This is a genomic window from Burkholderia sp. MSMB1835 (assembly GCF_001526365.1).
In the GTDB taxonomy this organism is placed as follows: domain Bacteria; phylum Pseudomonadota; class Gammaproteobacteria; order Burkholderiales; family Burkholderiaceae; genus Burkholderia.
Genome location: NZ_LOYP01000001.1, coordinates 1 through 14082 on the forward strand (window position 1 = coordinate 1; position 14082 = coordinate 14082).

Genomic DNA, 14082 nt, shown 5'->3' on the forward strand with positions numbered 1-14082 from the left:
CTCACTCAAAGCTGACAGGAATATGAATCACTTCATAAACCTGACTTACTTTAGTGTGAGACTCTTGATACTTTTGCCATCTGATCCGAGGATCAGCTCGCTTCCATCAAGCGCCCACACTTATCGGCTGTTAATTTTTAAAGAGCAATCTGCGAGGGAACCTGAAGTTTCCCGGCAGCGCTGCGTTTTCAGCAGCAGAGAAGCGAGATTATTAACCGTTTTTTGAAACTCGTCAACAACTTTTTTAACTACTTCGTTGTGACGACTGCGGTTTAATTTCGTATGCACTGGAGTCGCTAGAACCGACTTCAACAGCACCGCTTCCCTTCTTCCCCCGCGCCGCGTTTCCGTTAGCGCGAAAGAGGCGAGATTCTAAGCACCTGCCTCGGTCTCCGCAACCCCCTTCGTGAAATATTTTTGACATGCCGTGCCTGCGGCCGTCGAGCCTCCCGATTGGTCATATATAAGCGAGCGCGGCAGCAGCAGCCGCGCTCGCCCGCGAACCGCCCCGCCGCATCGAACGCAACCCGCGTCGCTCACCGTCCCACCATCGCCCTCACCACCCCATCCCGCCGGATCAACCCGTGATACAGCGCAGCTGCGAAGTGCGCGAGGAACGTCAGGAAGAACAGATAGGCCAGCACGCGATGCGCAACCCGAAGCCACGCGAACGTCACCGGATCAGCGGATACCAGCGCCGGCAACTGCACGCCGCCGCCCAGCGTCACCGGATATCCGCCGGCCGACAGCATCGCCCAGCCGATCAGCGGCATCGCGACCATCAGCGCATACAGGACGAGATGCGACCCGTGCGCGGCCACCTTCTGCCACCCCGGCAGATCCTCGGGCAACGCCGGCGGCTTCGACACGATCCGCACCACGATCCGCACGCACACCAACACCAGCACCGCGACACCCAGCGGCTTGTGAATCGCCACCAGGACCTCGTGCCGCGCGGAAACCGACGCCACCATCCCCACCCCGATGAACAGCATCGCGAGGATCATCGCCGCCATCACCCAATGCAGCACCCGCGCCGGCCAGCTAAACGTCGTCGAAGCCTTCATCATCGTCCCTCCCCACTCAATCGCGCCACGCCTGCCACGCCGGCCTCTTCACTCGTGCGACGCAGATACGAATCCGCATACGCGGCCGAGCGCGCCGCCAGCAACGGATCGCCCGACACCTGGATCCCCTGCGGCAACACCGTCGGGTCGTAATTCACGTCGCGGCACGGGCCGCTGTCCTGCGCCTCCACGCGGTCGAGCACGAGCGTGCCCGCGTCGATCGTCGTGCGCTGCACGGGCCAGATCTTCGTCGCGTCGTCCACCGGGTCGCCGGGCTCGGCCAGCGTGACCAGCAGCTTCCACTTCTGCGCACCGGCCGCGATGCGCTGCGTCACGTCCTGCTGCAGCACGTTCGCGTCGGCGGCCGTCGCGACGTCGCCGGCGCCGGCCGTCTGCTCCGGCACGACGCGCCACCGCACCGCCTGGCGCTTGCCGGCCGCGTCGACGAAGTAGAACGCGTTCAACCCGTAATAGCTTTCGGTGACGTAACTCGCGCTCGGCTTCGCACCCTTCACCCACTGCAGGAACGCGGCCGCCTCCGGATGCGCGCCGAAAAACGCCTTCACCTTCGCCGGATCGGGCTTGCCCGTCTTCGGATCGGGCCGGGTCGCAAGCGTCTGCTCGTAGAACGCCTGCGGCGTCGCCACAGGAAACACCGGCATCGCATTCATCCCGGTCCGCCATTGCTCGCCGTCCGGCGCGGTGAGCTTCAGCGCGAGGCTGCGGATCGGCACGCTGCTGTCGGGCGCGTACGGGTTGCCGCCCGGCAACGCGAAGCGCCCGACCACCGGCGTGCGCACCGCCCTGAAGAACGGCGCGACCGAATACGCGCTCGCGGCGCCGTTGCCTTCGAAGTAGCCGGTCACGCACACGCCCTTCGCGTGATTGCGCCGGAAGCCCGGGTGGACGCCGCTGTTGGTCTGCAGTGCGTCGACGAGCCGGTGCGGGGTCAGGCGCGCGGGCGCGAGCCATCCGCCGGCATACCCGAACGCCGCGGCGACGCCGGCCACCGCGCCGCCGATCACGGCCCAGCGCCACCACCCGCGCCCGGGCTCGCGCTGCGGCGAAGAAGACGAAGATTGCTTCATGAATGCACTCCCGATCGTCAGATCATTGTCGAACGCGCGTAGGACGCCGCCCGTGCCGCTTTATTCCACGAAAAGTTTTTTCGTATGCTGGAGGGAATAATCGGTGCCGACCGGCGTCCTACGCGGCACTACGACCCTTTCGGCAACCGGCCCGGCCATGCCCTCCACCGCCCTCGACGACGACGCGTTGCGCGAACTCATCCCCCGGCTGCGACGCTTCGCGTTGTGGCTGGCGCGCGACGTCCATGCGGCCGACGATCTCGTCCAGTCGACGCTCGAGCGCGCGCTGTCGCGCTGGACGAGCCGTCGCGACGACGCGTCGCTGCGCAGCTGGCTCTTCACGATCCTGTACCGGCAGTTTCTCGACGGGAAACGCAACGCGAAGCGCTACGCGTGGCTGCTCGGCCGCATCCGCGACGACGACGAAGCGCACTGGCCGTCCGCCGAACGCGAATTCGCGGCGCGCGCGACGCTCGAGGCGTTCGGCCGGCTCTCCGACGAACAGCGCAGCCTGCTGCTGCTCGTCGCGGTCGAAGGCTTCACCTATCAGGAAGTCGCCGACCTGCTCGACGTGCCGATCGGCACCGTGATGTCGCGGCTCTCTCGCGCGCGCCAGGCGTTGCGCCAGCTCAGCGACGGCGAACTGCCTGCTCCTTCCTTGCGGTTGATGAAGAAATGAACACGCCTCCGAACGAACATGACCTTCAGGCCTATGTCGACGGCCAGCTCGACGACGATGCGCGCGCCGCGGTCGAACGCTATCTCGCGCTGCATCCGGAGCGCGCGGAACAGGTGAAGCAATGGCAGCAGGACGCACAGCGGCTGCGGGCCGCGCTGGAGAGCGTGCGGATGCCGGCGGACAATCCCGCGCTCGATCCGGCAGCGATTCGCGGCCGGCGGGCGGAGCGCACGCGGATGCGGTTCGCGATGGCGGCTTCGTTCGTGTTCTGTGTCGGGCTCGGGACGTTCGGCGGATGGCAGGCGCGCGGCTGGAACGCGCCGCCGCCCATCGCGCCGATGAGCGATGCGGTCAAGGCTTACCGGATGATGGTGGTCGATCAGACGGCGAAGGTCGATTACCGGCCGACCGGTGCGGGCGATTTGCAGGGGTGGCTCACCAGGCGCGTCGGTGCGTCGGCGAAGCTGCCGGATTTGAGCGCGGCGGGGTTCACGCCGGTCGGCGGACGGTTGTTCACGACGGACAGCGGGGCCACGGCCGCGATGGTGCTTTATCAGGACGATGCGGGGCAAACGCTGAGCTTCTATCTCCGGCCGGCGGAATCGGAACATCGGCTGCTGCCGGCCGGGCAACGCGTGGATGGCGCGCTGCTGGCGCGGTATGGATCGGTGAACGGCCTCAACTATGCGGTGGTCGGGCCGGCCGGGAGCGTCGGGGAGAAAGCGGTCCTGCAGGCGCTCGATCAGCAGACTTGAAGTGATACGATGCGCGCCCGGACGGCGGTCGGTAGTGGCCGCCCGCGCCTTTTCCGGCGCGGCTCGGCCCGCTTGAACGGGCGCACGCTCACCGCTCGAATGCACAGCGTTTCGACTGGCTTTCGCCGGCTGTTATTCACATCGAGATCGCGCCGGCGCCCTCACCTTTGGAATCACAGGGTTTCGAGTCGTCGTGGAGCGGGATATCCACATCGGTCATGATGATCCGCGTGCAGGGATCGGGTGAATTCTTCGTCGTCGATCGGCACAGCGTTTCGGGTGGTCCGAGATTTCGATATCCACAACCCCAGTGATCAACGAACGTGAATGTCGAGTTCGAACGCGCTCGTCAGTCGGATCCATCGAGTCTCGAGTGGTTTCTGGACGTGATGATGTCCATGGGAGATTCGCCTTCCGCGCGGCGTGCGCGAAATATGCAACTCCGTCGATCAATTCGAACAGCACCAAGCCAGGCATGGCTGCACCGGTAGTCGACCCAGTCAGACGCGAGGGTCTCACCCGTCCATCGCACAGGGTTTTGACTCTGGCGATGCCGGTTTGTCCACATTCCCTCATCACTTGAGTTGTCGAAATTCTTCTGCTCGCGCATTGCAGGACTTCGGCTGTTGGCTCGAGAGAATTCTGAACATCGCTCGCTTACGATCATCTGGCTAACGATAAGCGCCGCAAACAGGTGCTACACCAGCGACCCAGATCGTCGCGCGGATTGTCACACGGACAGCTGTGAGGGTCGCGATTTTTTGTTCAATTGATCGTAAATGGCCGGCCTCAAAATAAGCGTATTGAATACCGATGTCAAAAGATAATTTGAAAATACCGATAAAACGCCTATTGCTGCGACAAAGACAAACGACATTTCACCCGGGATGAGACCCAACTTGATGGATACGATGGAGAGTGCAACCGGGGGAACAAAAAACGACACCACAAAGCAGTACCCGGAGTATTTTCTGATTCGAGGAATGGACGATTGCCTCGCGGATTCCACCAGGGCCGCGATTTCGCTCTTCGACAAACCTCTGACTTCCGGTATGAGCCGCTTGAGCACAAATAAGCTGTGAATTTTCATGGCATAAAAATGCAGATTCAGATTCCGCTCGCCACCGTCACGGACGGATCAGTTCCAGGACGTCCTGCCGGCAAAGCTCCGTGACGAGCCGGCACAACTTGCGCGCGTCCAGATCAAAAAGCCGAACCTCCAAGCCTGCGAGCGTAATACCCGGGGTCGTCGCGATGCAGTGAATGAGCCGTTGGCTTTGCTCACAAAGATTCAGCTTTATGCCGTTGGCCAGAACGTAATCGCGCGTTGGCCCATCATGAGATAAGTCCGTCGCCAACCTCAGGCCGATATTCTCGTCGATACAGCCCGCTGCCGAATCTCCGAACATCTCGATGGCCAATGGCGATTCGACACGCGTTGCGCCAACGAATGCATCCATGAAGCGACTGTAGTTTTCCCGGTCGCTCAGAAAGGCACTGACATGCCGGGCGATGTCGGCCATGATGCTCTCATCGTGCTCCCAGTCACGCAGCGACATTCTCGCGGGTAGAAACTCGGGCATTTGGTTCAGCGCCCAACTCACGTAGTCCACGGCATAAGCGGGAAAGGTGCCTATCGCCAAGTGAAAGCTGCCTTCGCCAAGCGGCAGAGGATTGTGCCACCAGCCGCGAGGGACATAGAGAACGTCGCCTGCCTCCATAACGACGTCTAGATACGCGTCGGTCGGACACGGGTAAAGGTGCTCGTAGTCGCGACTCTGCTGCGAATACAGCGGTAGCTTGAACGTCGGCTCATACACGATCCATCGCTTGCGGCCGATCAATTGAATTGCGAAGACATCGCGGGTATCCCAGTGGCAGCGGAACGAGTCCTTGGTGCCGAACGCGGCATATGCGCTGCTGACCACCCGCCTGCCGGTGTAATCCGCGATGCGTTTGGAGAACAGGTGGACCTTGGGTTCGTTGCTGATTTTGTTTGCGATCAGCGTCGCACCTCTGCGCAGGTAATCGTACACGGCCGACTTGATCAGACGGTACCGCAAAGTGCCCACGTCCAGATAACTCTCGACGTACTCTTCCTTGGGCCGGATGCCGTCGTAGGACAGTTTGAAGTCCTTGGAGGCAATGTCACTTCTCTCGAAGATTTCATTGACGTCGCGCCAGGAAAAAACTGTCGTCGAGGCCACCGCTTTCATCAGGAGTGGCTTCTGCTCCTGAAAATGATCGATGAAGTCAGCGGACGAAACACTGAATCGAATACTCATGGGATTGGCGGCAGAGCTTGGCGCCGCAAGTGGCAGCCCAAGCTCCTTTCCGGTGAAGGTAAGAGATTAGTGGTAGTCGCACCCCGAATAGTCGGTGCCGGCCTGGTCATCTCGCCCAAACGAGCCGCCGCTCAGGACGAAACCAATGCCAGCCCCGGCTCCGACGATACCTCCTACCGCTCCCCCAGCCGGCCCACCAAAGGCAGCGCCAGCAATTGCGCCCGCCGCTGCCACCACCCAAGGTCATGGCGATATCGCCGGATACCGTGGCCCCGGCCACAATCTCCAATTCAGTAATACTGAGTTCTTTCATCGGATTGGTTCCTCTTGGTTTTTGGGTAACGCGCCATTCACCATATCCAAATCGGTCGGATATCTCACCGGTCTTCTACTGCCAGCCTCTCGGAAATATGTGCCGTGGCGCGGCTGAAGCATCAGTGGACAACGCGTGCCTCTCCAGATTCGAACTGCTCGGAGCACCACGATCCGGGTTCTGCGTAACGCCTCGTTGCCGTGCTCATGGCTGGGTGCACAGTGTTTCGAACTGTTTCGAGGCCCATTGTCCACAACCGAATGCCGAACTTTCTCTTTGATCGGTTCCGGCATGCGATGTGACCCAATCTCCCGTCTCGGGAATTCGGTACCTGCAGTCGCTTGAATCCCGTGAACTCATGGAATGTCACCGGTTTCCGGGAAGATGACGCACTCGCTCGGCATCCCGAGGGAACTCGCATTCGCAACGCGGCCGACGGCGAGTCAGAAGCTTTGTCAGGAACGTTACGCCGATGACGGCGTCCTTCGGACTTGAACCTGCCCGGCCTTTTCGTCCGTGATGCATGTCGAAATTGCGCCAGATTCGTCCAGTCGCGGAAAGTCTTCATGGTGATTCTCCAGGTCGCGTCTCAATATTGAGCCGGACTGTGGACACACCCGTCTGCACTTCGCAGGCAGACGGCAAAACCGTCCCGCTTCTTCATCTCCTAGCCCCGCAGTGGACATCCCGCTCGAAGCACAGTCGCCGGACTGTGCTTATCCAAAGGTGTTAACAGAGTTGGTATACATACGTAGTGATAGTTAACAAGCGACCCGCCTCACAGTGGATAACCTCCGTAACGCACTGAATCATCAGCAGGAAGCGAAATGCATAACCCTGGGTGCGCGACGTGAACAGCGCCCGGCAGCACAGAACAACTTTTCGTCGATTCACAGCCGCGCCGACCTATCCTCAATCGTTCCACTGTGAATCCAGAGGCTTGCCGGATGGTTATCCAGAGGGGAATGTGGATAACACCGCAGCGCATCGACGCGTTTTGCTGTGACGCGAACGGATGAGGCCGACGCCGCCGGCATCGCCAGGCAACATCGACGTCAGCCCGCGCACGCCCCATTTCAAGAAATTTTCACGAAGGGGCTTGTGCTCCCCGGAAACCCTCTCTATAATTCGCGGCTTCTTAGGCTCGTAGCTCAGTTGGTTAGAGCACCACCTTGACATGGTGGGGGTCGTTGGTTCGAATCCAATCGAGCCTACCAACGAACAAAATGAAGGGGTCCGGCAGCACGACTTGCCTACAGGCAACGCGGCTCGCCAAACATACGAACGCCACGCGGCAACATCGCGTGGCGTTTTTCTTTTCCGGTCCGAAACGACGCGTGAAGCCTCGACGCGTCGTTTCGTGCGAACCGCGGCATCGCATCCTCCGTTCGACATCCCGACTTGCCACACAATGGCCGATGCACGGCGCGTAGAATCGTGTGCGCATCGACGTGGCGGCTTCGCCCGTCGCCCGATTTCCACCGCATCAAAACAACGACGCGCGCTTCGCGCGGCTGAGAGCACACGACATGTCCGAGGTCACGACCGCCGCATCGCGCGCAAGCCACGACGAAATCGCCGCTTACGTCGGCAAGAAGGCCGACTGGTACGAACGAAAGTGGGCGATCGCCGAATCGCGCAAGAGCCGGCAGTCGTGGAACTGGGCCGCGTGCTTCCTCGGCCCGGTCTGGATGGCGTATCGATGCATGTACTGGCAGGCGGCCGCCGTGCTCGCCGTCACGCTGGGCATCACGCTGATCGAGTTGCTGTACTTCCCGGGATACTTCGAATCGAGCACGCTCGACCCGGCCACGATCGCGATCGCGGTGTCGCTCGGCTGGTACGGGAACGGCGTCTACAAGCGGTACGTCGAACGGAGGATCGAAAAGCTGCGCCCGAACGCGACGTCCCGCGAATCGTTTCTCGCGCTGCTCGACGCGCAAGGCGGCACGAACTGGCTGGCGGCGGCCGGTTTCGCCGTCGCGACGCCGCTGCTCGGCGTACTGCTGTACACGATCGGCAACGCCGGCGGCATGACGTTCTGATCGCGGTCGCGGGCAACCGGCAACGCGGGGTGAACAGAAGAGGGGAGGCGGCGCCGTCGCCGTCGCCATGCATCCACATGGCACGCGACGCATGCTCGCGCCACCCTCAATGCAGATGCTTCAATTTGTCAGGATTGCGCACGACATAGATCGCGACGATCTTCCCGTCGTCGATCTCGAGCGCAGTCGTCTGCAGCTCGCCGTCGGCTTCCAGCGTGACGAAACCCGGCAACCCGTTGATGAACCCGGCCCGCACGAGCTTCGACGCATGCGTCGTGAACAGCTCGGCGAGGTACGCGTGCACCCGCATCACGGGTTCAAAACCGAACACCGGCTTGCCGGCCGCGGTGCGCTTGCCGCCGCCGTCCGAATGCAGGCTCACGTCCTCGGCGAGCATCGCGCCGAGTGCGCGCATGTCACCGCTGCGTGACGCCGCGAAGAACGCTTCGGCCAGCTCGATCCCGCGCTGCTTCTCGACATGAAAACGCGGCCGTGCGTCGCGCACGTGCGTGCGTGCCCGCGCGGCGAGTTGCCGGCACGCGGCCGGCTCGCGCTGGATCGTCGCGGCGACTTCGTCGAATTCGAGGCCGAACACGTCATGCAGCAGGAACGCCGCGCGTTCGAGCGGCGAGAGCCGTTCGAGCGCGAGCAGCAGCGGCAGCGTGACGTCGTCCTGTTGATCTTCCTCGACGACCGGCTCGGGCAGCCACGGGCCGATATAGGTCTCGCGCTGGTGTCGCGCGGACTTCAACTGGTCGAGGCACATGCGCATCACCATGCGGCGCAGGAACGCCTCGGGCACGCGCACGTCGGTGCGGTCGACGTCCATCCAGCGGATGAACGCGTCCTGCACCATGTCCTCGGCATCCGCGACGGAACCGAGCATCCGGTACGCGACGCGCAGCAGCGTGCGGCGCAGCGGATCGAAGCTCGCCGCCGCGTCGGCCCGTTCGTCGGCGCCGACGTTGGCCGGGTCGAGGTTCGACATCAGGCCACCATCTTCGCGGCGGCGGCCTTCGCGTCGGCCGGGTCGACCCACAGCCCGAAGCCGACGGCGAGCCGGTTCCAGCCGTTGATCACGTTGATCATCACCGTGAGTTTCACCTGTTCCTCCTCGCTGAAATGGTCGTTCAGCGCCGCATAGGCCGCTTCGTGCGCAGCATGCCCCTCCGACAGCCGCGTGAGCGCCTCGGTCCAGCCGAGCGCCGCGCGCTCGCGGTCGGTGTAGCAGGGCGCTTCGCGCCACGCGGACAGCAGGTAGATGCGCTGCTCGCTCTCGCCTTGCTCGCGCGCCTCGGCGGTGTGCATGTTAATGCAGTTCGCGCACGCGTTGATCTGCGACGCGCGGATCTTGACCAGCTCGATCAGCGTCGGCTCGAGGCTGCCGGCGGCGGCGACCGATACGGTCATCCAGTGCTTCATCAGCGCGGGGGCGGCGGCAAACGGATTGAGTTTCGCAGTCATGGTGGCTTCTCCTTTCGTGTGGGTTCCGCTGATATGACGAGCGAGCCCCCCGCGGGTGTGACATCGACGTAAAAAAAATTTCGAACTCGTCGAGGCGGGCGGCGGCAAGCGAAGGGCGGAGCCGTCGAGCAGGGCGCCGCAGGACGCGATATCGACGGACGAATGGGACACATCGCGCCGTTGCGCCGACGAATGCGCGCCATCGACCTTTCATGCACGCCGTGCGGTTGTCACCGGACGTCAGCAGTGTGCAGTCGCGGGCACGTGTATTGCCTCCCTCGGCCGAACCCGGCCGCGACGGCCGCCGACGGTCCGTGACGCGTGCGACGCCCCCACCGAGAATGCTTTCATTTTTCTTTCGCCTTCGTTTCATCGGAAATCCGATTCGCGACGTTCACATTTCTGGCCCATACTGTTCTGCACGGGCAGACGAAGTGACGCCGCATCCGCGGCCCGGCGCGCGCGCCGGCTGCCCGACGACGCAGCAGCAGGTTGCACGTCAGCCGCGCGCACCCCAGCGCAAGGCTTTCCCTTTTCCGGCAACGCAACGCAGCGAATCGCGACGTGGACGGTAAACCGATGAGCCTCCTTGCATCACAGCTTCAGCGCCGTTACCAGGACGTGCGCGCCCATAGCGTCGCGTTGACCGCGACGCTGTCCGCCGAAGACCAGGCCGTGCAGTCGATGCCCGACGCGAGCCCGACGAAATGGCACCTCGCGCATACGACGTGGTTCTTCGAAACCGTCGTGCTGATGCGCCGCGTGCCCGGCTACGCGCCGTTCGACGACGCATTCCAGTTTCTCTTCAATTCCTATTACGAAGCGCTCGGCCCGCGCCATCCGCGACCGCAGCGCGGACTGCTCACGCGTCCGTCGCTGGACGACGTGCATGCGTACCGGCAATACGTCGACGACGCGATGCTGCACGCGCTGGCCGACGCAGACCCGGCGCGGCTCGACGCGATCGCGCCCGAGCTGGTGCTCGGCCTGCATCACGAGCAGCAGCATCAGGAACTGATCGTCACCGACATGCTGCATGCGTTCTCGTGCAACCCGTTGCGGCCGGCGTTCCGGCCACGCACCGGCGCCGATGCGCCAGGCGCGCTCGCCGCGGGCGACGCCGGCCCGTTGCGCTGGCTGCGTCAGCCGGGCGGGCTCGTCGAGATCGGCCACGACGGCGATGCGTTCTCGTTCGACAACGAACGGCCGCGTCATACGGCGCTCGTGCGGCCGTACGAGATCGCGAATCGCCTCGTGACGAACGCGGAATTCGCGGCGTTCGTTGCGGACGGCGGCTATACGCGCCCCGAATTCTGGCTGTCCGACGGCTGGGCCACGGTGCAGCGGGAAGGGTGGCAAGGGCCCGCGTACTGGATGCCGGACGACGACGACGCGGCCGCCACGCGCGTGCGGCGCACCTTCGGCCTGCACGGCGTCGAGCCGCTCGCGCCCGACGCGCCGGTGTGTCACGTGAGCTTCTACGAGGCGGCTGCGTATGCGGAATGGGCCGGCGCGCGGCTGCCGACCGAATTCGAATGGGAAACCGCGTTCGCGGCCGACGGCATCCGGCAGATGCTCGGGCAGGTGTGGCAGTGGACGCGTTCGTCCTACGAGCCGTATCCGGGCTTTCGGCCGCTCGCGGGTGTGGCGGCCGAATACAACGGGAAGTTCATGGTCGGCCAGCAGGTTCTGCGCGGCAGCAGCATCGCGACGCCGCCCGGGCACGAACGGCCGACGTACCGCAATTTCTTTCCGCCGGCGGCACGCTGGCAATTCACGGGAGTGCGACTTGCGCGAGACGTCTGACCTGACGGCCACGAGCGGTGGCCTGCAACCCGCCCGCGATGCGCGGCCGAGCGCGTTCGAGCGCGACCTGATCGACGGACTGTCGCGCACGCCGCGCAGCATTTCGCCGAAATACTTCTACGATGCGGCCGGTTCCGTGCTGTTCGACCGCATCTGCGAACTGCCGGAGTATTACCCGACGCGCACCGAGCTCGGCATCCTGCGCGAGCGCGCGGCCGAGATCGCGCAGCGTGTCGGCCCGCATGCGGACATCGTCGAATTCGGCGCGGGCTCGCTCGAGAAGATCCGCATCCTGCTCGACGCGTTCGCGAACAACTACGCGAACGCGCCGGCGCGCTACGTGCCGATCGACATCTCGGCCGACCATCTGCACGGCGCGGCCACCCGCCTGCGCGCCGCGTATCCGTGGCTCGACGTCGCGCCGCTCGCGGCCGACTACACGAAGGCCGAGCAACTGGCCGAGCTGACCGAAACGCCGCGGCGGCGCATCGGCTTCTTTCCCGGGTCGACGATCGGCAACTTCTCGCCGGAAGAGGCCGACACGTTCCTGCGCGACGCGGCGCGGCTGCTGCGCGGCGGCGGCCTGCTGGTCGGCGCGGATCTCGTGAAGGACGAGCGCACGCTGCACGACGCGTACAACGACGCGCAGGGCGTGACCGCGCAGTTCAACCTGAACCTGCTGGTGCGCGCGAACGCCGAACTCGGCGCGGATTTCGACGTCGATGCGTTCTCGCACTGCGCGTTCTACGACCGCGAGCGGCAGCGCATCGAGATGCATCTCGTCAGCGACGTCGCGCAGACCGTACACGTGCGCGGCCACGCGTTCAGCTTCGAAGCCGGCGAGCGCATCCACACGGAGAACTCGCACAAGTTCACGATCGACGGCTTCCATGCGATCGCGCGCCGTGCCGGGTTCGAACCCGATACCGTGTGGACCGACGCGGACAACCTGTTCAGCGTGCACTGGTTGCGCAGCGTCGACGATATCCGCGCGTAACGCGCGCCGCCGCGAACCGCTCGCGCCGCAGGATGAGAGCGGTTCGCTCCCCGTGCACCGGCGGGTTCGATCCGATCGCCGGTTTCGTGCCGAAAAACCCCTTTTTTACCGACCCGATGCATCGCCGCAACGGTGTCCGGCATGCCGCCTCTCCCGTGCTCCATCAGGCTTTGCGGACACCTGTAAACGTCCGTTACCTGTCTCGCATACCCGTTTCACCTGTGTCGGCGTCCGGTGCCTAGACTCCGAACCGTAGTCACACGACGCACGACACGTGCAGGGAGTCGCGAAATGAGCAAGAAACTTATTCTCGGTGCAGTTCTCGGTGTAGCGGCGCTGGCAGCCTCGGGCGTCGCATCGGCCCACGTCGACCTGTCGGTCGGCATCGGCGTGCCGGGCGTCTATGCGGCGCCGGCGCCCGTCTACGTGGCGCCGCCTCCGCCGGTGATGTACGCGCCGGTCGGCTATCGCGACGACGGTTGGCGTCAGCGCGAATGGCGCGAACACGAGTGGCGCCGCCACGAATGGCGCGAGCACGAGTGGCGCGAGCGCGGCGGCTGGCGTGGCGGCCGCTGGGACTAAGCGGCCCGATCGATCATTCGAGAGGAGAGTGAAAACATGATGCCCGTTCGATACATCGGACTGCGTGCCGCCGCCGCTGTCGTTGCGCTCGCAACGATCGGCAGCGCGCACGCGGCGGGCTGCATGAAGGGTGCGGTGGTCGGCGGTGTGGCCGGCCACTATGCAGGGCACCACGCCGTGGTCGGCGCCGTGGGCGGCTGTATCGTCGGCCATCACATGGCGAAGCAGCACGCGCAAGAGCAGGCCGCGCAGCACAAGGCCGCCGCGCAGGGCATGCAGCCGGCGCAGTAGGCGCATCGTCACCGCGGCATCGCCCCGGTGCGTCGCCCCCGCGTTCATGCATGCCCTCAATTGATCCGACGAATGCGTGCCGCACGCGTCGTTACGATCATTTACAACGTCGTGCTGCGCGAATTCTGCGCGTTCATAAAATGCAGTCACGCAAACGCGCTCAAGGGAGCACAAAATGAAACAGCAACGATATCTGTCCGTCCTGGCGGCCGCGCTGCTTGCGCTCGGCTCGGTGTCTGCCCATGCGGCGGCCGGCGGCAATGGCGGGGGCAACGGCGGCGGTCATGGCGCAGGCGGCTCGGGCGGCAACGCAGGCGGCATGTCGGGCGGCCACATGAGCGGCCAGGCGCTGAGCAACTCGAACGGCATGCACGCCGGCGACCGCGACAAGGGCCTGTCGCGCGCGGCCGACCGTTCCGACACGATCGCCGATCGCGCCGGCGCGCAGCCGGGCCGCGGTCACTCGCACGCGCATGGCCATACCGCGCATGCGTCGACGTCCACGCATCATTCGCATCGCAACGCATTCGGCCGCACGCTGTAAGCGCAGCCTGCGAATGCACGGGAAGGGCGCTGCGGCGCCCTTTTTCATGGCGGAAACGCAACGTGTCGGGCGAGCGAAAACATCGCGCCGACCCGATTTGCAACCAGCCGTAACGGCGTCGCCCGCACGCGAGCAATGCGGATTGCTTTCATGCGGATGACGCAGC

At 64.2% G+C, this 14082-nt stretch carries 13 protein-coding genes and 1 tRNA gene; 9 read left to right on the top strand and 5 right to left on the bottom strand.

The annotated features are described in order from the left end of the window. Positions 1–536: 536 nt before the first annotated feature. Together WS96_RS00005 and WS96_RS00010 are read right to left on the bottom strand one after the other, a co-directional pair. Positions 537–1070 carry a cytochrome b gene (locus WS96_RS00005; protein WP_059829780.1) on the bottom strand — a complete coding sequence of 178 codons (534 nt, stop codon included), beginning with the start codon at positions 1068–1070 and terminating at the stop codon, positions 537–539. Beyond that, positions 1067–2155, bottom strand: a complete 1089-nt coding sequence (locus tag WS96_RS00010; RefSeq protein ID WP_059829782.1) for a catalase family peroxidase — start codon at positions 2153–2155, stop codon at positions 1067–1069. Before WS96_RS00010 ends, WS96_RS00005 begins: the two co-directional genes overlap by 4 nt. Before the next feature lie 157 nt (positions 2156–2312). On the opposite strand from WS96_RS00010, the gene WS96_RS00015 reads away from it, so the two are divergent. After that, on the top strand, positions 2313–2834 hold the full coding sequence (locus tag WS96_RS00015) for a sigma-70 family RNA polymerase sigma factor (protein WP_059829784.1): 522 nt from the start codon (positions 2313–2315) through the stop codon (positions 2832–2834). Beyond that, entirely contained in the window at positions 2831–3589 is a 759-nt protein-coding gene (locus WS96_RS00020; protein ID WP_034209720.1) for an anti-sigma factor family protein, read from the top strand. The genes WS96_RS00015 and WS96_RS00020 overlap by 4 nt, the downstream gene beginning before the upstream one ends. Before the next feature lie 1127 nt (positions 3590–4716). On the opposite strand, the gene WS96_RS00030 is transcribed toward WS96_RS00020, so the two are convergent. After that, a complete protein-coding gene (locus WS96_RS00030; RefSeq protein ID WP_059829789.1) occupies positions 4717–5874 on the bottom strand; it encodes a JmjC domain-containing protein in 1158 nt (385 codons plus the stop codon). 1453 nt (positions 5875–7327) lie between these two features. On the opposite strand from WS96_RS00030, the gene WS96_RS00035 reads away from it, so the two are divergent. After that, a tRNA-Val gene (locus WS96_RS00035) sits at positions 7328–7404 on the top strand. A gap of 312 nt (positions 7405–7716) precedes the next feature. After that, positions 7717–8232, top strand: a complete 516-nt coding sequence (locus tag WS96_RS00040) for a DUF2628 domain-containing protein (protein ID WP_059830027.1) — start codon at positions 7717–7719, stop codon at positions 8230–8232. 106 nt (positions 8233–8338) lie between these two features. Here WS96_RS00040 and WS96_RS00045 read toward each other — a convergent pair whose 3' ends face one another. Both WS96_RS00045 and WS96_RS00050 read right to left on the bottom strand, forming a co-directional pair. Then, positions 8339–9220 (bottom strand): sigma-70 family RNA polymerase sigma factor, encoded by an 882-nt coding sequence (locus WS96_RS00045; RefSeq protein ID WP_059829791.1) that lies wholly within the window; start codon positions 9218–9220, stop codon positions 8339–8341. Continuing rightward, complete coding sequence (locus tag WS96_RS00050; RefSeq protein WP_059829793.1) at positions 9220–9696, bottom strand: carboxymuconolactone decarboxylase family protein; 477 nt, start codon at positions 9694–9696, stop codon at positions 9220–9222. Before WS96_RS00050 ends, WS96_RS00045 begins: the two co-directional genes overlap by 1 nt. A gap of 579 nt (positions 9697–10275) precedes the next feature. On the opposite strand from WS96_RS00050, the gene egtB reads away from it, so the two are divergent. The 5 genes from egtB to WS96_RS00075 all read left to right on the top strand — a co-directional run bounded on the left by egtB (position 10276) and on the right by WS96_RS00075 (position 13916). After that, the gene (egtB, locus tag WS96_RS00055) at positions 10276–11502 is read left to right on the top strand and encodes an ergothioneine biosynthesis protein EgtB (RefSeq protein ID WP_059829796.1); all 1227 of its coding nucleotides are present in this window, start codon (positions 10276–10278) and stop codon (positions 11500–11502) included. Then, positions 11486–12499 carry an L-histidine N(alpha)-methyltransferase gene (egtD, locus tag WS96_RS00060; protein ID WP_059829798.1) on the top strand — a complete coding sequence of 338 codons (1014 nt, stop codon included), beginning with the start codon at positions 11486–11488 and terminating at the stop codon, positions 12497–12499. Before egtB ends, egtD begins: the two co-directional genes overlap by 17 nt. 291 nt (positions 12500–12790) lie before the next feature. Next, positions 12791–13081, top strand: a complete 291-nt coding sequence (locus WS96_RS00065; RefSeq protein WP_059829800.1) for a hypothetical protein — start codon at positions 12791–12793, stop codon at positions 13079–13081. A gap of 36 nt (positions 13082–13117) precedes the next feature. Continuing rightward, entirely contained in the window at positions 13118–13372 is a 255-nt protein-coding gene (locus WS96_RS00070) for a hypothetical protein (protein ID WP_059829802.1), read from the top strand. Between the two features lie 175 nt (positions 13373–13547). Continuing rightward, complete coding sequence (locus tag WS96_RS00075) at positions 13548–13916, top strand: hypothetical protein (protein ID WP_059829803.1); 369 nt, start codon at positions 13548–13550, stop codon at positions 13914–13916. Positions 13917–14082: the final 166 nt, after the last annotated feature.

Excerpts from the sequence above, each read along its gene's own strand:
- WS96_RS00005 (WP_059829780.1), bottom strand. The coding sequence starts at position 1,070 with ATGATGAAGGCTTCGACGACGTTTAGCTGGCCGGCGCGGGTGCTGCAT.
- WS96_RS00010 (WP_059829782.1), bottom strand. The coding sequence starts at position 2,155 with ATGAAGCAATCTTCGTCTTCTTCGCCGCAGCGCGAGCCCGGGCGCGGG.
- WS96_RS00015 (WP_059829784.1), top strand. The coding sequence starts at position 2,313 with ATGCCCTCCACCGCCCTCGACGACGACGCGTTGCGCGAACTCATCCCC.
- WS96_RS00020 (WP_034209720.1), top strand. The coding sequence starts at position 2,831 with ATGAACACGCCTCCGAACGAACATGACCTTCAGGCCTATGTCGACGGC.
- WS96_RS00030 (WP_059829789.1), bottom strand. The coding sequence starts at position 5,874 with ATGAGTATTCGATTCAGTGTTTCGTCCGCTGACTTCATCGATCATTTT.
- WS96_RS00040 (WP_059830027.1), top strand. The coding sequence starts at position 7,717 with ATGTCCGAGGTCACGACCGCCGCATCGCGCGCAAGCCACGACGAAATC.
- WS96_RS00045 (WP_059829791.1), bottom strand. The coding sequence starts at position 9,220 with ATGTCGAACCTCGACCCGGCCAACGTCGGCGCCGACGAACGGGCCGAC.
- WS96_RS00050 (WP_059829793.1), bottom strand. The coding sequence starts at position 9,696 with ATGACTGCGAAACTCAATCCGTTTGCCGCCGCCCCCGCGCTGATGAAG.
- egtB (WP_059829796.1), top strand. The coding sequence starts at position 10,276 with ATGAGCCTCCTTGCATCACAGCTTCAGCGCCGTTACCAGGACGTGCGC.
- WS96_RS00065 (WP_059829800.1), top strand. The coding sequence starts at position 12,791 with ATGAGCAAGAAACTTATTCTCGGTGCAGTTCTCGGTGTAGCGGCGCTG.
- WS96_RS00070 (WP_059829802.1), top strand. The coding sequence starts at position 13,118 with ATGATGCCCGTTCGATACATCGGACTGCGTGCCGCCGCCGCTGTCGTT.
- WS96_RS00075 (WP_059829803.1), top strand. The coding sequence starts at position 13,548 with ATGAAACAGCAACGATATCTGTCCGTCCTGGCGGCCGCGCTGCTTGCG.